Origin of the sequence: Mesorhizobium sp. BR1-1-3, assembly GCF_020165455.1 — a bacterium.
GTDB classification, from domain to species: domain Bacteria; phylum Pseudomonadota; class Alphaproteobacteria; order Rhizobiales; family Rhizobiaceae; genus Mesorhizobium; species Mesorhizobium ciceri.
The window spans coordinates 1-20,936 of record NZ_JAIUIC010000029.1; the positions used below are offsets into that span (position 1 = coordinate 1).

Annotated in this window: 21 protein-coding genes and 1 pseudogene; 12 read left to right on the forward strand and 10 right to left on the reverse strand. The window is 63.2% G+C overall.

Translation table 11 applies throughout. The features are described 5' to 3' along the window. Positions 1-137: 137 nt before the first annotated feature. The 3 genes from LB559_RS32485 to LB559_RS32495 are packed head-to-tail and all read right to left on the reverse strand — an operon-like array spanning position 138 to position 2,636. Positions 138-554: a cupin domain-containing protein gene (locus LB559_RS32485; protein ID WP_013529490.1), complete on the reverse strand. Its 417-nt coding sequence runs from the start codon at positions 552-554 to the stop codon at positions 138-140. 5 nt (positions 555-559) lie between these two features. Next, positions 560-1,426 carry a phosphoenolpyruvate hydrolase family protein gene (locus LB559_RS32490; RefSeq protein ID WP_013529491.1) on the reverse strand — a complete coding sequence of 289 codons (867 nt, stop codon included), beginning with the start codon at positions 1,424-1,426 and terminating at the stop codon, positions 560-562. A 13-nt stretch (positions 1,427-1,439) separates the two neighbouring features. Further along, a complete protein-coding gene (locus LB559_RS32495) occupies positions 1,440-2,636 on the reverse strand; it encodes a Tm-1-like ATP-binding domain-containing protein (protein WP_224675877.1) in 1,197 nt (398 codons plus the stop codon). Between the two features lie 111 nt (positions 2,637-2,747). Here LB559_RS32495 and LB559_RS32500 point away from each other — a divergent pair, with 111 nt between their 5' ends. The 7 genes from LB559_RS32500 to LB559_RS32530 all read left to right on the forward strand — a co-directional run bounded on the left by LB559_RS32500 (position 2,748) and on the right by LB559_RS32530 (position 9,454). After that, positions 2,748-3,443 carry a TetR/AcrR family transcriptional regulator gene (locus LB559_RS32500; protein ID WP_013529493.1) on the forward strand — a complete coding sequence of 232 codons (696 nt, stop codon included), beginning with the start codon at positions 2,748-2,750 and terminating at the stop codon, positions 3,441-3,443. Positions 3,444-3,802: 359 nt separating this feature from the next. Continuing rightward, the gene (locus LB559_RS32505) at positions 3,803-5,119 is read left to right on the forward strand and encodes an ABC transporter substrate-binding protein (RefSeq protein ID WP_013529494.1); all 1,317 of its coding nucleotides are present in this window, start codon (positions 3,803-3,805) and stop codon (positions 5,117-5,119) included. Between the two features lie 65 nt (positions 5,120-5,184). After that, positions 5,185-6,090 (forward strand): carbohydrate ABC transporter permease, encoded by a 906-nt coding sequence (locus LB559_RS32510; RefSeq protein ID WP_013529495.1) that lies wholly within the window; start codon positions 5,185-5,187, stop codon positions 6,088-6,090. A gap of 1 nt (position 6,091) precedes the next feature. Continuing rightward, positions 6,092-7,051 carry a carbohydrate ABC transporter permease gene (locus tag LB559_RS32515; protein ID WP_013529496.1) on the forward strand — a complete coding sequence of 320 codons (960 nt, stop codon included), beginning with the start codon at positions 6,092-6,094 and terminating at the stop codon, positions 7,049-7,051. Further along, positions 7,048-7,269 (forward strand): hypothetical protein, encoded by a 222-nt coding sequence (locus LB559_RS32520; RefSeq protein WP_013529497.1) that lies wholly within the window; start codon positions 7,048-7,050, stop codon positions 7,267-7,269. Before LB559_RS32515 ends, LB559_RS32520 begins: the two co-directional genes overlap by 4 nt. Beyond that, complete coding sequence (locus tag LB559_RS32525; protein WP_013529498.1) at positions 7,266-8,369, forward strand: ABC transporter ATP-binding protein; 1,104 nt, start codon at positions 7,266-7,268, stop codon at positions 8,367-8,369. Before LB559_RS32520 ends, LB559_RS32525 begins: the two co-directional genes overlap by 4 nt. Continuing rightward, positions 8,369-9,454 carry an ABC transporter ATP-binding protein gene (locus LB559_RS32530; RefSeq protein ID WP_013529499.1) on the forward strand — a complete coding sequence of 362 codons (1,086 nt, stop codon included), beginning with the start codon at positions 8,369-8,371 and terminating at the stop codon, positions 9,452-9,454. The genes LB559_RS32525 and LB559_RS32530 overlap by 1 nt, the downstream gene beginning before the upstream one ends. 12 nt (positions 9,455-9,466) lie before the next feature. Here the strand turns inward: LB559_RS32530 and LB559_RS32535 are convergent, their stop codons facing one another. Further along, positions 9,467-9,898 (reverse strand): DUF4437 domain-containing protein, encoded by a 432-nt coding sequence (locus LB559_RS32535; RefSeq protein WP_013529500.1) that lies wholly within the window; start codon positions 9,896-9,898, stop codon positions 9,467-9,469. 139 nt (positions 9,899-10,037) lie between these two features. Here LB559_RS32535 and LB559_RS32540 point away from each other — a divergent pair. Next, positions 10,038-10,814: pseudogene (locus LB559_RS32540) on the forward strand (MFS transporter); the annotation flags it as partial. 97 nt (positions 10,815-10,911) lie between these two features. Here LB559_RS32540 and LB559_RS32545 read toward each other — a convergent pair. Then, a complete protein-coding gene (locus LB559_RS32545; RefSeq protein ID WP_224675878.1) occupies positions 10,912-11,259 on the reverse strand; it encodes a GFA family protein in 348 nt (115 codons plus the stop codon). Positions 11,260-11,378: 119 nt separating this feature from the next. Here LB559_RS32545 and LB559_RS32550 point away from each other — a divergent pair, with 119 nt between their 5' ends. Beyond that, positions 11,379-12,674, forward strand: a complete 1,296-nt coding sequence (locus LB559_RS32550) for an amidase (protein WP_224675879.1) — start codon at positions 11,379-11,381, stop codon at positions 12,672-12,674. Positions 12,675-12,692: 18 nt separating this feature from the next. Here LB559_RS32550 and LB559_RS32555 read toward each other — a convergent pair whose 3' ends face one another. Genes LB559_RS32555 through LB559_RS32575 form a run of 5 tightly spaced genes read right to left on the reverse strand, consistent with a single transcriptional unit; the run spans position 12,693 to position 16,943 of the window. After that, complete coding sequence (locus LB559_RS32555; protein ID WP_224675880.1) at positions 12,693-13,079, reverse strand: hypothetical protein; 387 nt, start codon at positions 13,077-13,079, stop codon at positions 12,693-12,695. A gap of 42 nt (positions 13,080-13,121) precedes the next feature. Continuing rightward, positions 13,122-14,102, reverse strand: coding sequence for a hydroxyacid dehydrogenase (locus LB559_RS32560; protein ID WP_224675881.1), 981 nt, complete (start codon positions 14,100-14,102; stop codon positions 13,122-13,124). Between the two features lie 5 nt (positions 14,103-14,107). Beyond that, positions 14,108-14,824, reverse strand: coding sequence for a FadR/GntR family transcriptional regulator (locus LB559_RS32565; RefSeq protein WP_013529506.1), 717 nt, complete (start codon positions 14,822-14,824; stop codon positions 14,108-14,110). A gap of 2 nt (positions 14,825-14,826) precedes the next feature. Next, a complete protein-coding gene (locus tag LB559_RS32570) occupies positions 14,827-15,996 on the reverse strand; it encodes a mandelate racemase/muconate lactonizing enzyme family protein (RefSeq protein ID WP_023812460.1) in 1,170 nt (389 codons plus the stop codon). Positions 15,997-16,055: 59 nt separating this feature from the next. Next, positions 16,056-16,943 carry a sugar phosphate isomerase/epimerase family protein gene (locus tag LB559_RS32575; RefSeq protein ID WP_013529508.1) on the reverse strand — a complete coding sequence of 296 codons (888 nt, stop codon included), beginning with the start codon at positions 16,941-16,943 and terminating at the stop codon, positions 16,056-16,058. 400 nt (positions 16,944-17,343) lie between these two features. Here LB559_RS32575 and LB559_RS32580 point away from each other — a divergent pair, with 400 nt between their 5' ends. From LB559_RS32580 to LB559_RS32590, 3 genes are all read left to right on the forward strand, one after another. Then, the gene (locus LB559_RS32580; RefSeq protein WP_013529509.1) at positions 17,344-18,399 is read left to right on the forward strand and encodes a sugar phosphate isomerase/epimerase family protein; all 1,056 of its coding nucleotides are present in this window, start codon (positions 17,344-17,346) and stop codon (positions 18,397-18,399) included. A gap of 146 nt (positions 18,400-18,545) precedes the next feature. Next, a complete protein-coding gene (locus tag LB559_RS32585; protein WP_224675882.1) occupies positions 18,546-19,733 on the forward strand; it encodes a Gfo/Idh/MocA family protein in 1,188 nt (395 codons plus the stop codon). A 225-nt stretch (positions 19,734-19,958) separates the two neighbouring features. Further along, positions 19,959-20,810: a sugar phosphate isomerase/epimerase family protein gene (locus LB559_RS32590; protein WP_224675883.1), complete on the forward strand. Its 852-nt coding sequence runs from the start codon at positions 19,959-19,961 to the stop codon at positions 20,808-20,810. The last annotated feature ends 126 nt before the right edge of the window (positions 20,811-20,936 follow it).

Genomic DNA, 20,936 nt, shown 5'->3' on the forward strand with positions numbered 1-20,936 from the left:
GGGGTGGAACAGGGGTGGGACGGCCTAGCTGGTATTGAGGCTGCTGCCCCTCACCCGGATTGCCATCCGGGAAAAGCAATTCGGGGCAATCCGACCTCTCCCCGAGGGCAGAGGTCGGAGCCGGAACCGAGGAAAGATCACTGCCCCGGCGGAATCAGCCTGAAATCCGGCAGCTCACGCAAAACCAGTTCAGGTCCTGCCGGCGAATAGACGACGAACAGCTGCATCGGCCCGTCGCCGGTGTTGAGCGTCGAATGAAAGCGGCTTTCCGGCACGTAGATGGTGCAGCCGGGGCCGACCTTCTCGACCATCGGATTGCCCTTCTCGTCCTCGACCATCTGTTCGCCATGGCCTGAGATGACGAAGATGATTTCTTCCGCGCCCGGATGGTTGTGGCGCGTGTGGCCCTTGCCGGAAGGCAGGTCGACGACGCCGCCGGAAAAGCGGGTTGCGCCATTCACTTCGGGTGCCACCGTCAGCGCCAATTTTCCCCAGTCGAAGCCGAAGGCGCTGACGTCCTTCGGGTACACGAACACTTTGCTCTTGTCGGTCATCTCACTCATCCCTTCTTTTTCTTGAATGTGGTCTTCTGGCCGCCGAGCGCGACGGCCTTGAAATCGGCCGTCTGCTTGGCGATCGCGGCTTCCGCCGGCAGCCGTTCCATCGAGCTGGCGCCATAGAAGCCGTGCAGGCCCTTGGCCTGGGAGAGAATGTAACGGGCGTCGTCGGGCATCGAAATCGGGCCGCCATGGCAAAGCAGGATGACATCCTTGCGCACCGAGCGCGCGGCGTTGGCGATGGCGTCGATCTCCTGAACGCAGTCGTCGAGCGACTTGGCCGACGTGGCGCCGATCGAGCCACCTGTCGTCACACCCATATGGGCGACGACGATGTCGGCACCGGCCTTGGTCATGGCGCGGGCCTCGTCGGGGTTGAAGACGTAGGGCGTGGTCAAGAGGTCGAGCTTGTGCGCCTCGGCGATCATGTCGACCTCGAGGCCGAAGCCCATGCCGGTCTCCTCGAAGCTCTGCCGCATGCTGCCGTCGAACAGGCCGATGGTGGGAAAATTCTGCACGCCGGAAAAGCCCATCGTCTTCAGCTCTGCCAGCAGCAGCGGCATGATGACGAAGGGGTCGGTGCCGTTGACGCCGGCCAGCACCGGCGTGTGTCTGACCACCGGCAGCACCTCATAGGCCATTTCCTTGACGATCTCGTTGGCATTGCCATAGGCGAGCAGGCCGGCGGCCGAGCCGCGCCCGGCCATGCGGTAGCGGCCGGAATTGTAGATGATGATGAGGTCGATGCCGCCGGCCTCCTCGGCCTTCGCCGACAGGCCGGTGCCGGCGCCGCCGCCGACGATCGGCACGCCCTTGTCGATCATTCCCCTGAATTTCTTCAAGATGTCCTTGCGCGGTATGGCGGGCATTTTTTGAGGTCTCTCACTGTCTGGCGATGGCGAGGAAGGCCGCTGTTGCAGCCCTTGCGAATTCCGGGTCGTTGATATGCAGCGGCAGGCGCGTCACGCGGCGCTTGCCGTTGGGCTTGATGGTGCGCTCGATGGCATCGAACAGAACGGCGTCGGCTTCCGGGTCGAAGAAGGCGCTGCCTTCGATGTCGAGCGCCGAGACGCCTTTTTCCGGGATGAGAAAATGCACCGGTCCCCCGCAGCGGGCGAGCCTGGTGCCGATCCACTCGCCGATCGCACGGCATTCGTCCGCCGTGGTGCGCATCAGCGTGACATTGGGATTGTGTTCGTAGAACAGCCGGTCGCGATAGTGCTCCGGGATGGTCGAAGGCGCCCAGAAGTTCACCATATCGAGCGCGCCGACGGAGCCGACATAGGGCAGCCCCGTGCGTGCGACGGCGCCGAAACGATCCTCCGTCGCCGGCAGCACGCCGCCGAACAGAAGATCGCAGACTTCGGTCGTGGTGATGTCGACGACGCCGGACAGCAAGCCGCTGTCGGCCAGCTTTTCCATGCTGCGGCCGCCAGTGCCGGTGGCGTGGAAGACCATGCAGTCATATCCGGAACGGAGCTGGTCGGCGATGGCGGTCACGCAAGGCGTGGTGACGCCGAACATGGTGAGGCCGATCGACGGTTTGCCGTCGGGTGGTGGCGCCGGGCTGGCCGCCATGCCTGATATGGCTTGAGCCGCGTTGTGCAACACGACACGGGAGAGCCGGTTCAGTCCGGCCATGTCGGTCACAGAAGGCATCATGATGATGTCGGAGACATCGACGTAGGGAGCGGTGTCGCCGGAGGCGAGCGTCGAGACCATGATCTTGGGCAGGCCGAGCGGCAGGGCGCGCATGCCCGACGTGACGATCGATGTGCCGCCACCGCCGCCAATGCCGATCATGGCCGCGATGTCGTTGCGCGATTGGGCAAAGCGGGCGAAGGCGATGCCCATTGCGGCGACCGCGGCGCCGCGATCATTGCCGCCGAGCACGGTTTCACTGCCGCCGGGATGATGGTCGGCGATTTCCCTCGCGCTGATATCGACGGGGATGGTTGCGTCGCGCGTTCCGACATCGACACGACAGACGAGGGCGCCCGCAGCCGTGATCGCATCGGCCAGGAAGGCGAGTTCCTCGCCCTTGGTGTCCGCGGTCCCCACCACATAGATACGCTTCATTGCGCTCTCCCAATCCTGGCAGGCGCGATGCCGCCCCCATCGCTCATTGCCCGGGCCACTCGACGATGCGGACGCCATTGCAAATTTTTGAGACGCGCGTATCGTATTGGTATGAATGTCTCACGTCAACAATCCGCTGCGAGCGACGAGGCTGAACGGGCAACCGGCCCAGTGCCCGAACGTGGGCCGCGCGCGCGGACCAAACGGCTGATGCTGGAGACGGCAACAAGGCTGATGCAGGCGGGCGTCACGCCCTCGGTCAGCGAGGTCGCCGAGGCGGCCGAGGTTTCCCGCGCCACCGCCTATCGTTACTTCCCGAGCCAGTCGGCACTGGTGCAGGCCGTCGTCGACGAGGGGCTGGGGCCAATCCTCACCTGGCAATCGACCTCCGCCGATGCCGAGCGCCGGGTCGCCGAGCTGTTCGACACGGCCATGCCGCGCATCGAGGCCTTCGAGGCTACGTTCAAGGCAGCACTGAAGCTGTCGCTCGATCAATGGGCGCGGCGTCAGGCCGGCACGCTGGGCGGTGAGCCCGCCTTTACGCGTGGCCACCGCATCGACCTGCTGAAGGATGCGATCGCGCCGCTCAAGGGCCGTTTGCCGCCGCGCGACTTCAAGCGGCTGGCACAGGCGCTGTCGCTTATCTTCGGCGTCGAGGTGCTGATCGTGCTCAAGGATATCTGGGGGCTGGACAGCCGCCGGACGATGTCGGTCGCACAGTGGGCGGCCGGGGCGCTGGTGCGTGCGGCAGTGGCGGAATCGGTCGATGAAGGAGGCAGTCTCGATCCGAAGGCAGTCGTGAAATAGAGCCTAACTGGTTCGACCAGATTGGCATGCACACTACTGATCTTAGCGGTTGGGTGGGGTATTGGACAATACCCGATCATATCACTGAGTAGGAAAATCTTGGTAAAACAGGCAGATAAAGCGGTAATCCGATGGAAATGGCCGCGTCAAGCTGCCAAGAAAGGGCTTGACGCGCATGCAAAATTGGTAATACCAGATTGGATCAGAAAAGCGGATCGAAAGTGAGGGCTGCGATCCATTTTCCGGCGGGGCGAGGAGGCTCGAAACCGGAAAGGTGCGATCACGGGAGGAACTACCAGGGCCGGCCACGTTGCCGGCTCGCACGATAAGGTAGAACGCGCACAAGGGAGGAAATCATTATGCGCAAGTTAGTGACCAGCGTACTTGCTGGTATCGGCTTAACGCTTGCCTGCGGAACGTCCGTTTACGCGCAGGAAAAGTCACTCACCATCTTCTGGGCTGAATGGGATCCCGCAAACTATCTGCAGGAGCTCGGCAACGAGTACGAGAAGCAAACCGGCGTCAAGATCACGGTGGAAACCACCCCGTGGGCCGATTTCCAGACCAAGGCCTTTACCGAGTTCAACGCCAAGGGCAGCGCCTATGACCTGGTCGTCGGCGACTCGCAATGGCTTGGTGCCGCCTCCGAGGGCGGTCACTATGTCGACCTCACCGACTTCGTCAAAGAGAACAAGGTTCTCGACAAGATGGCTCCGGCGACGGTCAAGTTCTACTCCGAATATCCCGGCAACAGCGGCAAATACTGGTCGATCCCGGCCGAGGGCGACGCCGTGGGCTGGGCCTACCGCAAGGACTGGTTCGAGGATCCGAAGGAAATGGAAGCGTTCAAGGCCAAGTATGGCTACGACCTTGCCGTTCCGAAGACCTTCAAGGAAATGACCGACATCGCGGAGTTCTTCAACAGGCCCGACCAGAACCGCTACGGCATCGCCATCTACACACAGAACCAGTATGACGGCCTGGCGATGGGCTTCGAGAACGCGCTGTTCTCGTATGGCGGTGAGCTCGGCGACTTCGGCACCTACAAGGTCGACGGCATCATCAACTCGGACAAGGCGGTGGCCGCGGCGGAAAACTACCGCAAGCTGTTCGGCTTCACGCCTCCGGGCTGGACCAACGCCTTTTTCGTCGAGAACAACCAGGCCATCACCGAAGGCCTGGCGGCGATGAGCATGAACTACTTCGCCTTCTTCCCCTCGTTGATCAACGAGGCGTCGAACCCGAACGCCAAGAACACCGGCTTCTTCGCCAACCCGGCAGGTCCAGGTGGCGAGCAGTTCGCCGCGCTCGGCGGCCAGGGCATTTCCGTCGTCTCCTATTCCAACAACAAGGAAGAGGCGATGAAATTCCTGAAGTGGTTCATCCAGGACGATACGCAGAAGAAGTGGGCGGCCCTCGGTGGCTACACCTGCAACAAGGCCGTGCTGGAATCGGCCGAGTTCCAGAACGCCACGCCCTACAACAAGGCCTTCTACGACACGATGTTCAAGGTCAAGGACTTCTGGGCGGTGCCGGAGTATGCGGAACTGCTGCAGCAGCTCAACCAGCGTGTCTATCCGTACATCGTAAACGGCGATGGTACGGCCAAGGAAATGCTGGATGCGCTGGCGAAGGATTGGGACGCCACGTTCAAGAAATACGGCCGCGGCCAATAACCGACATGTAGTGCGGAGGAGGCCTGCGCCTCCTCCGTTTTCTTTTTCAGGAATGGGAGCAGGTCTTGGCGACCACAATGATCACACCGCTGAATACCTCCTCCAGAGCCGCCTCTCGCGGCCTCAGCGACATTTCGATACGCAACCTCTTCATCATCCCGACGATCGTGTTCCTGATCGTCTTCAACATCTTTCCGCTGATCTATTCGCTCGGCTATTCCTTCACCGACTTCCGCGCATCGACCAATGCGCCGGCCAATTTCGTCGGACTGAAGAACTATCGCGAGCTCCTCAGCGACCCTTATATCTGGAACAATTTCGCGGTGACCGCGAAATACGTCATCGTCTCGGTCGTCGGTCAGGTTGTCGTCGGCTTTGGAACGGCAATGCTGCTCAATCGCACCATTCCGCTCAAGGGCCTGATCACGACATTGCTGCTCTTGCCGATGATGCTCTCGATGGCGGTGGTCGGCCTGTTCTGGAAGCTGCTCTACGATCCGTCCTGGGGTGTCATCAACTACGTGCTCGACCTCGGCAAATTCCAATGGCTCGGCGACCCGAAGATGGCGCTCTACGCGGTCGCGTTCACGGACATCTGGATGTGGTCACCCTTCGTCATGCTGTTATCGCTCGCCGGGCTTTCGGCGGTGCCGAAGCATCTTTACGAAGCTGCCGCGATCGACCGCGCCGGGCCGTTCTATACCTTCTTCCGCATCACGCTGCCGCTGGTCGCGCCGATCCTGATGATCGCGGTCATCTTCCGCACCATGGAAGCCTTCAAGACTTTCGATCTTGCCTATGTGCTGTCGACGCAGCCGAGCACCGAGGTGATTTCCATCCGTCTCTACAAGATGGCTTTCCAGGAATGGCAGACGGGGCGCTCCTGCGCGCTTGCCTATATCGTGCTGATCATGGTGCTGGCGATCACCAACATCTATGTGAAATACCTCAACAAAGTTAAGGAGCGCTGAGATGGCGGCCGTCCAGACTTCGGGTGAACGGGCGCTCAACAAGGTCGCTATTGTCGCCGTCCTCTTGGTGACGATCATCTTCCTGGCGCCGATCTACTGGATCGTGGCGACCTCGTTCAAGCCACGCAACCTGGCCACGACGATCCCGCCGACGGTGATGTTCGAGCCGACCATCTCGCCTTTCGTCAAACTTTTCACAAAGCGCTCACAGTTGCGCAGCCCGCCGTCGGCCGAAGAATATGCCGCCGCCCCGTGGTGGGAACGCGTCGTGTTCGACGGCGGCGAGAAGATCGTGCGCGACGGCAAGGGCCAGGTGCAATGGTCGGGATATCCGAGCCGCTTCCTGAACTCGCTCATCATCGCCATCACCTCGACGGTGTTGGCGGTCGGCATGGGGACATTCACCGCCTATGGCTTCTCGCGCTTCAAGGTGAAGGGGGAAGCGGACCTGCTCTTCTTCATCCTGTCGACGCGCATGTTGCCGGCGGTGGTGGTCGCCATCCCGATGTTCCTGATGTACCGGGCAGTCGGGCTCAACGATACGCATCTGGGCCTGATCATTCTCTACACCGCCTTCAACCTGTCCTTCTCCGTGTGGCTGATGAAGGGTTTCATGGACGAGATTCCGAAGGAATATGAGGAGGCCGCGCTTGTCGACGGCTACACGCGCATGGAGGCGTTCTTCAAGATCGTGCTGCCGGAGGCCGCCACGGGCATCGCCGCCACCGCCGTGTTCTGTTTCATCACCGCATGGAACGAATACGCCTTTGCGCTGATCATGACCAACCGCCGCGCCCAGACCGCGCCTCCCTTCATCCCGAGCCAGGTCGGTTCGGGCCTGCCGGACTGGACGGTGATCGCCTCCGGAACCTTCCTGTTCCTGCTGCCGGTCGCCATCTTCACCTTCCTGCTTCGCAATCATCTGCTGCGCGGCATGTCCTTCGGAGCGATCCGCAAATGAGTTTTCGCGCCTTCAACCAGAAATACCTTGAGCCTGGGTCGCAGATACTGATGGTGCTCGGCATCGTCGCGCTCTGCCAGCCCTGGAACATGCTGCTGCACAGCTATGGCCTGACCATCATCCTGATCGGGCTCGTCGGCTTCAACGTAACCTCCAAGATCGCGCCCGAGGAGAAGGCCGGCACCGGCCAGGTGCGCAATCCGGGAGCACAGCATTGACCCAGATCGAGCTTCGCGGCGTCCAGAAATTCTTCGGCGCCGTCCAGGTCATCAAGGACCTGAATCTCAAGATCGCCGACAACGAGTTCATCGTGCTGCTCGGTCAGTCGGGCTGCGGCAAGACGACGACGCTGCGCGCCATCGCCGGGCTGGAAACCATCGACGAGGGCGACATCTTCATCGACGGCAAGCCGGTGCAGCATTTGAAGGCCGCCGACCGCGACATCGCCATGGTGTTCCAGTCGTTCTCGCTCTATCCGCATATGAGCGTCTACGAGAACATCGCCTTCCCCTTGCGCGCCACGCGCAAGAGCAAGACGGAGATCGACAGCGAGGTGCGTTCGGTCGCCAAGACGCTGCAGATCACCGACCTGCTGGACAAGAAGCCGTCGGCGCTCTCGGGTGGCGACATGCAGCGCGTCGCCATTGGCCGCGCTCTGGTGCGGCGACCGAAGGCCATGCTGATGGATGAGCCGATCGGCGCGCTCGACGCCAAGCTGCGCGAGGAGATGCGCGCGGAAATCAAGCGGCTGCACATCAAGCAGGGCTCGACCACCATCTATGTCACGCACGACCAGATCGAGGCCATGAGCCTGGCCGACCGCATCGTCATCATGCACGCAGGCGTCTTGCAGCAGGTCGGCACGCCCGACGAGGTCTATTCGCAGCCGGCAAATCTGTTCGTGGCGCAATTCGTCGGCAGCCCGGTGATGAATGTCACCGATGCGGCGGTGGCCGAGACGGCGTCCTCGGTTTCGGTGACAGTCGGTGGAGCCGCCGCCGGCTTCGAGTTCCCGCGAGCGCTGCTGTCGAAGCTCAACGGCCATGCCGGCGGCCAGTTGGCGCTTGGCATACGGCCGGAAGGCGTGCTCATCCGGCGCGAGGCGACCGAGGGCTTCGTGCCTGTCGACACACATATCGTCGAGCCGCTCGGCTCCTTCGACATCGTCGATCTCAAGGTCGGAACCGAGTTGCTGCGGGCCCGCACCAAGAGCGGCTTCGTTGCCGGACCCGGTGAAAGGGTCTTCGCCAGGATCGACCCGACCCAGGCGCATTTCTTCGACAAGGCAAGCGGCAAGTCGCTTGAGGTGAGACTCTGATGGCCCATATCCAGCTCAAGAACATCTCGAAGACCTTCGGCAACCACACGGCGCTCACCGGGCTCGATCTCGATATTGCCGATGGCGAGTTCTTCGTGCTGCTGGGCGAGACGGGCGCCGGCAAGACGACGACGCTGCGGCTTATCGCCGGCCTGGAAAAGCCCAGCGAAGGCCAGGTCTTCATCGACGGCGTCGACGTCGCCGACTGGGGTGCGGCCGAGCGTGACGTGGCGCTGGTGCTGCAGCAATATTCGCTCTATCCGCGCTACACGGTGCGCGAAAATCTCGAATTCCCGCTGAAGCCGAAAATTCGCCGGCTGCCCGACGCCGAGATCAAGGACCGTGTCGACCGTGCCGCCCGTACGCTGCGGATCGAGCATCTGCTCGACCGCAAGACGGATCGGCTGTCCGGCGGCGAGATGCAGCGCGTCTCGATCGGCCGCGCCATCGTGCGCAAGCCGCGTGTGTTCCTGATGGACGAGCCGCTGTCTGCGCTCGACGCCAAGCTGCGCGAGGCGCTGCGGACTGAACTGAAGAACCTGCAGATACAGCTCGGCGCCACCTTCCTGTTCGTCACCCACGACCAGATCGAGGCGATGTCGATGGGTGACAAGGTCGGCGTGCTCAACCATGGCCGAATCGTCCAGACCGGCACACCGCATGAGATCTACAACAATCCACGCGACACCTATGTGGCGAGCTTCGTCGGTTCGCCGCCGATGAACCTCATCGACGGCAAGCTCGTGAACGGCCGCGCGGTGATGGCGCCGCTGAATTTCGAATTGCCTTTTTCAGGGGGAGCCAAAGCGGGCGGGGCGACCGATGGTCGCCCGCTCGTCTTCGGCATTCGTCCCGAGGACGTCTATCTCGAGAGCGGCGCGCCGGTCGAGGCGCGTGTCCACGACGTCGAGAACCACGGCGTCGAAAAGATCCTGACGCTGCGCGTCGGCGACGCGACACTGCGTGCAACCGTGCCGGCCAGGACCGACGTCGCCATCGAGCAGGCGGTGCGCTTTGCCTGGAACCCCGACAAGGTGGTGCTGTTCGACAAGGGCAGCGGCGTCAGCTTGCGTCACGCCTCGTAGCCGCATCCCAGCCTATTTCTGGAAGTAGGTTTCGTAGGGCGTGTCGTTGATCAGCAGGATCACGCATTCCGTGTCGGAGACGCAGGCGTCGTCATGCATCTCATTGGCTTTCTGGGTCCAGTAGGATCCAGGAGGCAGTTCGACCTTGGTCGCCTCGCCGCCATCCATCTGCCAGTGCGCCCACATCCCCTTTATGACCACCGCACGGTAATCCGCGGTGTGCGCATGGACCGGTGCGCGCCAGTTGCCGGGAACCTTCAGCAACGTGCCTGCCGGACCCTTGGCCCGCTCGCCCCACAATGGGCCAAGACGATGCGGCTGGTCGGGTACTTCCGCCACATAGGGGATCTTGTCGGCCGGCAGGTAGCTGTCCTCGAGGGCAAAGGCGCGCCCGGGAACCGCAAGCATGACGGCGAGTGCGATGAGCTTCGGATGATTTGGCATTGGTTCTCCTCTTCGGGCCGACTGGACGCCGGCCTCTCGCTGCCTGGTTCTGGCAAGCTATTGCATGCGGGTGGCCCGGCAATGGCATTGCGTCCGGAAGGCTTGGCAATTCATCCAGACCCGGCAATCCACGGCCACGCTGCGGCTGGTGCCGATGCGATTGATGCCGCGCGCCATGTCGATCATCCTGACCGGCGTTTCGCTGGCGACCGTCTGTGCGGCGCCGGTCGGCGCCTATGTCGGTGACATCTGGGGCTGGCGCACGGCCTTCATGATTGCGACCGTGGTCGCCGCCCTGGCGCTGCTGGTGCAGCTGGCCACCATTCCGAAATTGCCCCCCGTGGGTGTGGCAAGCTTCCGCACCTTGCTCGACGTGCTGAAGCGTCCGTCGATCAGGGTGGCGCTGCTGGTCGCTTCGTGACACTTTGCCGGCTTCACCTATGTCCGTCCCTTCCTCGAGAAGGTCCCCGTGCTCGACATCGAGACGATCTCGCTGGTGCTGCTGGCCTATGGCATTGGCGGCTTCTTCGGCAATGTCGCCGGCGGCATCCTGGCCGAGCGCAGCCTCAAGGCAGCCGTTGGGCTGGCGCCCTTGCTGATCGCACCGGCCGCCGCCTCGATGCTGGTTTTCGGAGCTTCGCCGACGATCGCCGCTGCCGCCGTTGCGGTCTGGGGCTTTGCTTTCGGCGCGGTTCCGGTCGGGCTGCAGAGCTGGCTGGTGCGGGCAGCACCCGACCAGGCAGAAGCGCCGGCGGACTGATGGTGGCGACGTTCCAGGTGGCGATCGCGCTCGGCGCCGTCTTCGGCGGCCTGCTGGTCGACCACACCGGCGTCGCCAGTGCCTTCGCCTATTGCGGCGCGGCGACATTGCTGGCGGCCAGCGTGGTGTTCCTGCGGCCCGAAGCAGGCCGAGTAGCCTCGCCGCAATCAGGCTTCCCTGACACCTGCGCGTCGGCCCGAGAACCATCACGGTTTTCGGGCCGACGCCGTTGTGACGGCAGCGACGAACGAACTCAGGCCGACCGCCCATCGAAATCGAAGACCGACAGGGTCGAGGGGTCGAGATCGGCCACGCAGTTGATGTTGATGTAGGCGCTGCGTTCACGGCCCTCGCGGACATCCTCCGCAAAGGGATGGATACCGCAGGCCCGGCAGAACCGGTGCGCGATGGCATGATTGCCGAATGTGTAGGTGCCCAAATCGTCGCCCCAGGCCAGGACCCGCAAGGTCTCGTGCGGGATGGCACACAACAGGGCGCCCTTGCGCGAGCAGATCGAGCAATCGCACCTGATGGCGCCGGTCGGTTCGGCCTTGAATTCGAAGGCGACCTTGCCGCAGTGGCAACTGCCTTTGTAGAGCATCGGATTTTCCTCGCATTCGACAGGGTGCAAAACCGTCTGCGCCGGGTTAAGTCTCGGCAAGCCAGGCACTGGCCGCTATCCCTTAAGACGTTCAAGGCGTCCGGAGTCCGACACCGAAAATGCAATCCGTCCGTGATCATCTGGAAATCATCCTTGCGCGCCTCGCCGCCCGTGCCGGCGAAGAGCGTGTGTTCACGAAGCTCTATGCCGAAGCCGCGAGGGCCGCGGCCGATGCCAGCGATGCGCGCAGCCAAGCCGGCGTGACGCTCGGGCCGCTCGACGGCACCATCGTCTCGATCAAGGATTTGTTCGATGTCGCCGGCGAGCCAACCACGGCCGGCTCGCTGATGCTCAAGACCGCAGCACCTCCGCTGCGCGATGCCGCGATCGTCAGCCGGCTGCGGCAGGCCGGCGCGGTTATCACCGGCAAGACCAACATGACCGAATTCGCCTTCACCGCGATCGGCGACAACCAGCATTTCGGCACGCCTGGCAATGCCGTGGACACCAATCGCATTCCGGGTGGTTCTTCCTCAGGCGCCGGCGTTTCCGTCGGCGAGCGCACGAGCGAAATATCGATCGGTTCCGACACCGGCGGTTCGATACGCATTCCGGCTTCACTCAACGGTGTCGTCGGCTTCAAGCCGACGGCGCGACGTGTGCCGCTCGCCGGCGCGTTCCCACTGTCGGCCACGCTGGACTCGATCGGTCCGCTTGCCCGAACCGTCGCCCAGTGTGCCGCCGCCGACGCCGTGATGGCCGGTGAGGTGCCGACCGCGCTGACGCCGATTGCCCTGGCAGGGCTTCGCATAGGCATTCCGCGCGGCGTCCTTTTCGAAGAGACGGAAGACGAGGTGGCGACCGCGTTCGACCGCTGCCTTGGCAAGATCGAGCAGACGGGCGCGCGGATCGCGGAACTGTCGATCGACGATCTGCTTGCCGATTTGCGCGCGGCCACCAAGCGTGGTTCGATCGCAGCGATGGAAGGGGCCGAAGTGCATGCCGACTGGCTGGCGACAGGAGCTTCGGTACCGGTCGACCCGCATGTCAGCGGACCTTTGTCGCGGGCAGCCATGCTGCCGACGCCTGTCTACATCCGGGCAATGCGCCGTCGTACAGCGCTCGCCGCCGCCATGGACGAGCGGCTGTCCTCGGTCGATGTGCTGGCCTTGCCGACCACACCGGTGACGGCGCCGACTATCGTCTCTATGGCTGACGACGCCGGGTTGCGTGACCGAACCGAAGGCCTGCTGCTGCGCAACACGCAGGTCGCCAACCAGTTCGATCTCTGCGCGATCTCGCTGCCGATGCCGGGCACTCCGCTGCCTGCCGGATTGATGCTGGTGGCGCGCAACGGCCATGACCAACGCCTGCTGCGCATAGCAGCAGAGGTGGTGCAGTTGCTTGGCGCGTGAGCAGGGCTGAACCGCCCATCAGCGCGACGAACAGTGCTTGCGTTCGCTGTCCTTGGCGGTCCGTACGATACGGGTCGCGACCAGCCAGGGCAAATTGTACTCCTTGCCGGTGATCGTCTGGGTGCGGTGCTCGATCGAGCCCCTGACGACGATCTTGCCTGCATAAAGCGCGTCGGAAAGATCGGTTATGGCCTTGTCGGCCTGCGGCAATCCGCTGGGGTCGATCGACACGCCCTTGATGATCGCCCCGGTGGCAAGGTCGAGTGCGCTGTTGGACGGGCAGGGCGCCTTGAAGCAGCGCAGCCCGTTGTCGCAATAGACATAACTTCTCTCGGCCGCGAATGCCGGCATGGCACAGAGCGAACAGCCAGCGACAAAGAGGAAGGCGAGGCGAGGACCGGACATGGCTCTCAACGTCGCGGAGAATTGGGGCGAAACCGCGATGTGTTACAGGCGCGCCGGAAACCGCCGCCGATAGTGATCGACCACTTCTGGATTGCGCAGATTGACCGGCAGCTTGCCCGCCAGCACCAGCAGGGCTTCGCCCGCCGCGCCGACGCCCATGCGCATCATCGATTCCTCGGTGATCCCCGCCATGTGCGGCGTGACGATGACATTGTCGAAGCCGAAATAGGGATGGTTCGACGGCAGCGGCTGCGTCGCAAACACGTCGAGCGCGGCGCCGCCGATGCGCCGTTTCTGCAAGGCCTCGATCAGCGCGTCGTCGTCGACGACCGGTCCGCGCGACACGTTGATCAGCAACGCCTGCGGCTTCATGCGGGCGATCCGCTCACGGTTGATCAGGCCGCGCGTTTCCGGCGTCAGCGGGCAGCACAGAACGATGATGTCGCTCTGCTCGACGAGAGCGTCGATCGACAGGAAGCCGACCTTGTCCGGCGCCGGCTGCATGCTGCGCGTCGTTGCCACCACTTTCAGGTCGAAGCCGTGCGCGGCGATATGGCCGACCGCCTGGCCGACGGCGCCGAGGCCGACAATGCCGATCGTCTTGCCGGCAAGCTCGCTGTTGGCGTTGGCGTGCTCGCGGCCGGCGAGCCAGCCTTTGGCGCGCAGGTCGCGGTCGACGACGCGGAAGTTGCGCAGCAAGGCGAGGGCCACGAACATGACGTGTTCGGCAACCGAGCGGGCATTGACCGCCGGCACATTCGCCACCAGCACGCCGGCGGCCGTCGCTGCTTCCATCGGGATCATGTCGAGCCCGGCGCCATGACGGATTGCCGCCCGCAGCAGCTTTGCGCCGTCGAAAAGCTGTGGGGGCAGCGGCGCACGCACGATGACGATGTCGGCATTCCTGGCCTCGGCGATCAGCGTGACTGGATCGATGGCGGAGGCGACGACGAGCTCTCCGGCGCCGGAGAGCATAGCCGAGGCGCGCGGGTGCAGGGCGTGGGTCGTGAGGATACGGGCCATGTCGGTCAAGCTTTTTCGAGCGCCGGGCTTTGCGGCTCCTCGCCATGGCCCTCGATCAGGCCCTTCCAGTAGCTCTCAGCGCCCTGCAGATGGGCGCTCATCAGCGCCTGTGCGAGATTGCCGTCGCGGCGCAGCAGCGCCTCATAGATCTGGATGTGCTCGGCATGCGAGCGCACGTTGCGCTCGGGGTCGTTGAAATAGATCGGCAGGCGCTGCTCGCCCATCATGTAGTAGACGCTGCAGACATTGTGGAAGACGCTGTTCTTGGTGGCGCGCACGATTTCGAGGTGGAATTCGCGGTCTTCCCTGGCAAGCCCTTCGCCGGCGGCGATGCGCTCTTCCGAAGCCTTCAGGATTTCGCGCAGCCGCTCGAAATTTTCCTCTGTGGCACGCGAACAGGCAAGTTCGGCCGCCTTGATCTCGTGGATCTTGCGCAGTTCGACCGTCTCGTAGATCTGGATCGGGTCGAGCGGCAGGCCCGCGCGGGCAAAGAGCGCCATGGCCTCCACACTGGCCTGCTTGGTGTCGATGTAGATGCCGGACTTGGCCCGGCGCTCAACGATGCGCATGGCCTCCAGGATGGCCAGCGCCTCGCGGATCTGACCGCGGCTGACGGCGAAATGCTCCGCCAGTTCGCGCTCCGATGGCGTTCGGCCGCTCTCCTTGTCCGAATGGGAGAACAGGTAGGCAGCGAGTTCCGCGAGAAGGTTCTTTTCTTTCATCGTCAACCGCGTTGCGCGTGCGCCTCCAGGAACCGCTCCGAAATGGTGAATCCCAGACCCGGTTTTTCCGGGATCGCTATCATACCGTCCCTGGCTTCGACAGTCTCTTCGACCAGATCATGGATCATCGGGTTGGCGCCGAGCGAATATTCGACGGTGAAACTCGACGGCGAGGCGGCGCAGACATGCAAGCCTGCGAAAAAACAGGGCGCGCCGGCCCACAAATGCGGCGCAAAGCGCAGATTGAAGGCGCTGGCGATGGTGCCGATCTTCATCGCCTCGCTGATGCCGCCGCAGAAGGCGGGATCGGGCTGGAAGATGTCGGCGGCTTTGAGCACGGCAAGGTCGCGGAAGGCGTAGCGGGTTGCCTCGCTTTCGCCGGTGGCGATCGGAACGGCGCCACTTGCCCGCACTTCGGCCATGCCCGGCTTATCGTCGGCGATGATAGGTTCCTCGAACCAGGCGAGGTCCAAATCGTTGACAAGGTGGATGAAGCGCTTGGCTTCAGCCACCGTGTAGGTGCCGTGCGCGTCGACCATCAGTTCGACATCGGGGCCGAGCGCCTGCCGTGCGGCGCGCACGCGGGTGGCGGAAATGTGCGCCGCGCCGTCCATGGCGCCAACCCGCATCTTCAGTGCCTTGAAACCGCCCTTGGCGATATAGGATTTCAACTGCTCGCCGATGGCGTCGGCGGCCGCCCAGCCGCCGGACGCGTAAGCCGGCATGCGATCGAGCTTGCGGCCGCCGAGCAGCCGCCAGACCGGAACGCCAAGCGATTTGCCAAGAATGTCCCACAGGGCGATGTCGACGGCGCTGATCGCGGCGATGCTCATGCCGCGCCGCGCCAGCTGCGGCATGGCGTGGCCGCCGCGTGCGGCGCTGTCGTGGCGCACGCCATTGTAGAGCATCTCCCAGATGACGCCGATGTCGGCCGGATCGCGGCCAACCAGCTGCGGCCCGACCTCATGGTTCAGCATATGGACGAGCGCGCCGTAGCTGCCGGCACTGCCGGCGGCGTTCTTGCCTTCGCCCCAGCCGACCAGCCCGTCATCGGTCTCGATGCGCAGGATGGCGGCGTCGAAGGTCGTCACCTGACCGAAGTCGCTGCGGTGCTGCCGAGCGGCTTCGATCGGAACGCGGATCCACCAGGCTTGGACGGACTTGATACGCATATTCTTCCCCAGCCCTGCGCCGGTCAGGGCGGAAGGGCGAATTTCCCTGAGGCAGTCGACTACTTGATCAGCGGCAGCAACGTTTCAGCGTTGATGCGCATCTGGTCGGTGTAGAATTTCTCGGTGAGCACGCTGGAGCCGTGGTCCTGGATGAACTTCAGCTGTTCGGGCGAGATATCGACCGGATTTCGCTCGACCATGTCGGGATAGGGGGCCGCCGGCGTCCGGTCGACGGGCGCGACGAACTCGTTGGTCAGCGCACCGTCGTAGCCGATCTCGCGCAAGGTGGCGACGATCTTCGGCCAGTCGATCTGGCCGAGACCGGCGGCGAAGCGGTTGTTGTCGGCGACATGGAAGTCGAACAGGCGCTTTCCGGCCTGCCGGATCGCGTCATAGACGTTAAATTCTTCCATATGGAGGTGGTAGGCGTCGAGGCAGACACCGCATTCGGGGCTGACCGCGTCGGCCAAAGCCAGCGCCTGGGCGCCGCGATTGAACAGATAGGTCTCGAAGCGGTTGAGCGGTTCAACAGCGATCTTGACACCGACCTTCTTGGCGTGGGTGAAGCATTCGCGGGTGGCGTCGACGACCCACTTCCATTCCTCTTCCTCGGTGCCGTCAGGCACGACCTTGCCGACGGTCGCGGGAACCAGCGTGATGATCTCGCCATCGAGTTCGCTGACCATGGTCAGCACGTCCTTGACATACTGAACGGAACGCTCGCGCTGGCCCTGGTTCCTGGCTGCGAGGTTGCGCTCGCCCAGCATCAGGGTCACCGCGCCCCAGCAACGAATGCCATGCTCCTTCAGCAGCGCCCGGGTCTCCCTGGTCTTGTACTGCTCGGGTTCGCCGGAAATCTCGATCGACTCATAGCCGAATTTCTTGATGCGCTTGAGCGTCGTTTCCAAGGGTTCCGCGCGCATCCAGTTGTGCGTCGAAAGATGCATGGTCTGTCCTTCCCAACTCGTCTCTATGGTTCGCCTGCGACATGCATCGCCAAAAGGCGACACAAAGGTTCCTCCCCAAGGCGTTCCCAGCCTTTTCTCGCAAACTGGTTCGACCAATTGGGCCTGAAGCGAGGTCTACAGCAAATTATCCGGATCGGCAAGAAGCGCCGGGATGCAACTTTCGCTGTGGAGTATTTCCTTGATTATATTGAGATATATATGCCTGCGCCGGGTGGTTTTGGGGTCATGATGGCGCATTGCAAGGCTTGACCAAAATTCCACATTTGGTAATACCAGAATGGTGGTGCGTGCAAGCGCCCGTTGAGAAAAGACCAAAGTGGCTGGCCCTGTTTCCAATCGGCGCTATGCTCGGTCGCGAGAGAAATGAGGGAGGATGCCGATGCCGACGACAATGAAGGGCCCGGGGCTGTTTCTGGCGCAGTTCGCGGGCGACGCCGCGCCGTTCAACTCACTGGCGTCGATCACCAAATGGGCGGCCGGTCTCGGCTACAAGGGCGTGCAGATCCCGACCTGGGACGCGCGGCTGTTCGATCTCAAGAAGGCGGCCTCTTCCAAGGCCTATTGCGACGAGGTGAAAGGCATTTGCGCCGACGCCGGCGTCGAGATCACGGAATTGTCGACGCATCTGCAGGGGCAATTGGTGGCGGTGCATCCTGCCTATGACGCGCAGATGGATGGCTTTGCGCCGCCATCGGTGCACAACAATCCCGCAGCCCGGCAGAAGTGGGCTGTCGAGCAGATGAAGTTCGGCGCTAAAGCATCGCGTAATCTAGGCCTGAATGCTTCAGTGTCGTTTACCGGCTCGCTGGCTTTCCCTTACCTCTATCCGTTCCCGCAGCGGCCGGCTGGACTCATTGAGGAAGCGTTTGGCGAACTCGGCAAACGCTGGAAGCCGATTCTCGACGTGTACGAGGACAACGGCGTCGATGTCGGCTATGAAATTCACCCGTCTGAAGACGTTTTCGACGGCGCCACTTTCGAGATGTTCCTCGACGCGGTCGGCGGCCACAAGCGCTGCAACATCAATTACGATCCGTCGCATTTCCTGCTGCAGCAGCTCGACTATCTCGAATTCATCGACATCTATCACGAGCGCATCAAGGCGTTCCACGTCAAGGACGCCGAGTTCAACCCGACCGGCCGGCAAGGCGTCTATTCCGGCTATCAGAGCTGGACCAACCGCGCCGGGCGCTTCCGTTCGCTGGGCGATGGACAGGTGGATTTCGGCGGCATCTTCTCCAAGCTGACGCAGTACAATTATGATTCCTGGGCGGTGCTGGAGTGGGAGTGCTGCCTGAAGCATCCGGAGGATGGTGCGGCCGAAGGCGCGCCTTTCATCGAGCACCACATCATCCGGGTGACGGAAAAGGCATTCGACGACTTCGCCGCTGGCACCACCGACAAGAAGTTGCTGCGCGCCATGATGGGAATCTAGCTCGATTTTCCCTCCCCTTCGCGGGGAGGGTGGCCCAAAGGCCGGGTGGGTCGGTTCACACCGCGCTCTGCCTCAACGACCCCACCCGATCCGCTGCGCGGATCGACCTCCCCTCAAGGGGGGTAAGCAACAGCGAGGAGCAAGATATGGTCGGCGCATCGAAGTCGGAAACGGGAGGCGGCCCGATCCGCTACGGCATGGTCGGCGGCGGGCAAGGCGCCTTCATCGGCGCGGTGCATCGGATCGCGGCGCGGCTGGACAACGAGTTCGTGCTGGTTGCCGGCGCTTTGTCAGCCGACCCGGCCCGTGCCAAGGCCTCGGCCGCCGAACTGGGGCTCGACCCCGCACGCAGCTACGCATCCTATGCCGAGATGGCCAAGGCCGAGGCGAAGCGCCCCGACGGCATTGAGGCGGTGGCCATCGTCACGCCCAACAATGTGCATATGCCAGCGGCAAAAGCTTTCCTCGAGGCCGGCATCCACGTCATCTGCGACAAGCCGCTGGCGACGACGCTGGCCGAAGCGAAAAAGCTTGCGGCGATAGTCGAGAAGACCGGCAAGGTGTTCGTGCTGACGCACAACTACACCGCCTATCCGATGGTGCGGCAAGCACGCGAAATGGTCGCCAAGGGCGTGCTCGGCGACATCCGCATCGTGCAGTCCGAATATCCGCAGGACTGGCTGACCGAGGATTTGGCGGCGACAGGCCAGAAGCAGGCGGCGTGGCGCTCCGACCCCAAGCAGGCAGGTGCCGGCGGTGCGCTGGGCGATATCGGCACGCATGCCTACAACCTCGCCCGCTTCGTCTCGGGGCTGGAACTGGACTCCCTGTCGGCAGATCTCGACGCCTTCGTGCCGGGACGGCTACTGGATGATAACGTCAACGTCATGCTGCGCTTCAAGCCTACCGGCAAGACGCACCCGGCCAAGGGCATGATCTGGGCAAGCCAGGTGGCGCCCGGTCATGAGAACGGGCTGAAGCTGCGCATCTATGGCTCGAAGGGTGGGCTGGAATGGGTGCAGGCCGACCCGAACTATCTCTGGTACACGCCGTTCGGCCAGCCAAAGCAACTGATCACCCGCAATGGCGCCGGCGCGCTGCCGGTGGCGGGCCGTGTCAGCCGCGTGCCGTCAGGCCATCCGGAAGGCTACCTCGAAGGCTTCGCCAACATCTACCAGGAGGCCGCACGCGCCATCCGGGCGGCACGCCGCAAGGGCGGCAAGCCGGCAAAGGATGTCGTCTTCCCGACCATACAGGACGGCGTCGAGGGCATGGCCTTCATCGAGGCTTGCGTGAAGTCGTCGAAGAAAAACGGGGCGTGGACGAAGCTTTAGTGGCGCGGCGGGTAACGAAGGCCCCCCCCACCCGGATTGCCAGCCGAATTGCGAAGGGCAATTCGGGGCAATCCGACCTCTCCCCGAGGGGAGAGGAGGAGGAGATGGCGCGACGCCAAGTCTCTTCTCCCCAGCGGGGAGAAGGTGGCCGCGAAGCGGCCGGATGAGGGGGCATGGCGCGAAGCGGCGGAACAGCCAGTGCGCCGTCAAAGGGAGGGGGCTTCGATGAAAATCGGCATGTGCATGTTCTTGTGGACGACGGCGGTGTCGAAGAAACACGAGCCGCTGCTGCGCGACATCAAGGCGACCGGTTTCGATGGCGTCGAGATACCGATCTTCGCCGGCACGCCGGACGATTATAGAAAGCTCGGCGATCTGCTCGACCGCATCGGGCTGGAGCGGACTGCGGTTTCGGCCATGGGCGATCCGGCGATGAATTTGATCTCGGCCGACGCGGCAACCCGCAAGGCCGGTGTCGACTACATGAAATGGGCGATCGACTGCGCGCAGGCGCTTGGCGCCAGCACGCTGAGCGGCCCTCTGCATTCGACGCTCGGGTCCTTTTCCGGCTCTGGGCCGACGGCCGCGGAGAAGAAGCGCTCCGTCGGCTCGCAGCGCGCCATCGGCGACCATGCCGGCAACAAGGGCGTCACCATCGGGCTCGAGGCGCTGAACCGCTTCGAATGCTACCTGCTCAACACGATGGCGGACCTGTCGGAGCATATCGACGCCATCGACCGGCCGCACATCAAGGCGATGTACGACACCTTCCACGCCAATATCGAGGAGGCCGACCCGATCGGCGCCTACACGAAACACCGCAGGAATGTCGTGCATATCCATATTTCGGAGAATGATCGCGGCGTGCCGGGGCGCGGCAACATTCCCTGGACCGAAACATTTTCCGCCATCCGCAAGAGCGGCTATGACGATTGGCTGACGATCGAGGCGTTCGGCCGCTCACTCAAGGATTTGGCGGCGGCGACCAAGGTGTGGCGGGATTTTTCAGAGACCCCGGAAGCGGTCTATCGGGAGGGGTATAGGCATATCAAGAGCGGGTGGAAGAAGGCGGCTTAGGCGCCCTGGCCCATTTTCTATTTGCGTTCGCGGCGGTTGCCAGGTGGTTCCCCACTCCGTCTCGGCTTCGCCGAGCCACCTTGTATCTACACGAGAGAGATTTCGTGGGATTAGAGCGATTGAGCC

What these genes read in the sequence shown, in the direction of transcription:
- LB559_RS32485 (WP_013529490.1), bottom strand. Translation starts at nt 554, where the DNA reads ATGACCGACAAGAGCAAAGTGTTCGTGTACCCGAAGGACGTCAGCGCC.
- LB559_RS32490 (WP_013529491.1), bottom strand. Translation starts at nt 1,426, where the DNA reads ATGCCCGCCATACCGCGCAAGGACATCTTGAAGAAATTCAGGGGAATG.
- LB559_RS32495 (WP_224675877.1), bottom strand. Translation starts at nt 2,636, where the DNA reads ATGAAGCGTATCTATGTGGTGGGGACCGCGGACACCAAGGGCGAGGAA.
- LB559_RS32500 (WP_013529493.1), top strand. Translation starts at nt 2,748, where the DNA reads ATGAATGTCTCACGTCAACAATCCGCTGCGAGCGACGAGGCTGAACGG.
- LB559_RS32505 (WP_013529494.1), top strand. Translation starts at nt 3,803, where the DNA reads ATGCGCAAGTTAGTGACCAGCGTACTTGCTGGTATCGGCTTAACGCTT.
- LB559_RS32515 (WP_013529496.1), top strand. Translation starts at nt 6,092, where the DNA reads ATGGCGGCCGTCCAGACTTCGGGTGAACGGGCGCTCAACAAGGTCGCT.
- LB559_RS32520 (WP_013529497.1), top strand. Translation starts at nt 7,048, where the DNA reads ATGAGTTTTCGCGCCTTCAACCAGAAATACCTTGAGCCTGGGTCGCAG.
- LB559_RS32530 (WP_013529499.1), top strand. Translation starts at nt 8,369, where the DNA reads ATGGCCCATATCCAGCTCAAGAACATCTCGAAGACCTTCGGCAACCAC.
- LB559_RS32535 (WP_013529500.1), bottom strand. Translation starts at nt 9,898, where the DNA reads ATGCCAAATCATCCGAAGCTCATCGCACTCGCCGTCATGCTTGCGGTT.
- LB559_RS32545 (WP_224675878.1), bottom strand. Translation starts at nt 11,259, where the DNA reads ATGCTCTACAAAGGCAGTTGCCACTGCGGCAAGGTCGCCTTCGAATTC.
- LB559_RS32550 (WP_224675879.1), top strand. Translation starts at nt 11,379, where the DNA reads ATGCAATCCGTCCGTGATCATCTGGAAATCATCCTTGCGCGCCTCGCC.
- LB559_RS32555 (WP_224675880.1), bottom strand. Translation starts at nt 13,079, where the DNA reads ATGTCCGGTCCTCGCCTCGCCTTCCTCTTTGTCGCTGGCTGTTCGCTC.
- LB559_RS32560 (WP_224675881.1), bottom strand. Translation starts at nt 14,102, where the DNA reads ATGGCCCGTATCCTCACGACCCACGCCCTGCACCCGCGCGCCTCGGCT.
- LB559_RS32565 (WP_013529506.1), bottom strand. Translation starts at nt 14,824, where the DNA reads ATGAAAGAAAAGAACCTTCTCGCGGAACTCGCTGCCTACCTGTTCTCC.
- LB559_RS32570 (WP_023812460.1), bottom strand. Translation starts at nt 15,996, where the DNA reads ATGCGTATCAAGTCCGTCCAAGCCTGGTGGATCCGCGTTCCGATCGAA.
- LB559_RS32575 (WP_013529508.1), bottom strand. Translation starts at nt 16,943, where the DNA reads ATGCATCTTTCGACGCACAACTGGATGCGCGCGGAACCCTTGGAAACG.
- LB559_RS32580 (WP_013529509.1), top strand. Translation starts at nt 17,344, where the DNA reads ATGCCGACGACAATGAAGGGCCCGGGGCTGTTTCTGGCGCAGTTCGCG.
- LB559_RS32585 (WP_224675882.1), top strand. Translation starts at nt 18,546, where the DNA reads ATGGTCGGCGCATCGAAGTCGGAAACGGGAGGCGGCCCGATCCGCTAC.
- LB559_RS32590 (WP_224675883.1), top strand. Translation starts at nt 19,959, where the DNA reads ATGAAAATCGGCATGTGCATGTTCTTGTGGACGACGGCGGTGTCGAAG.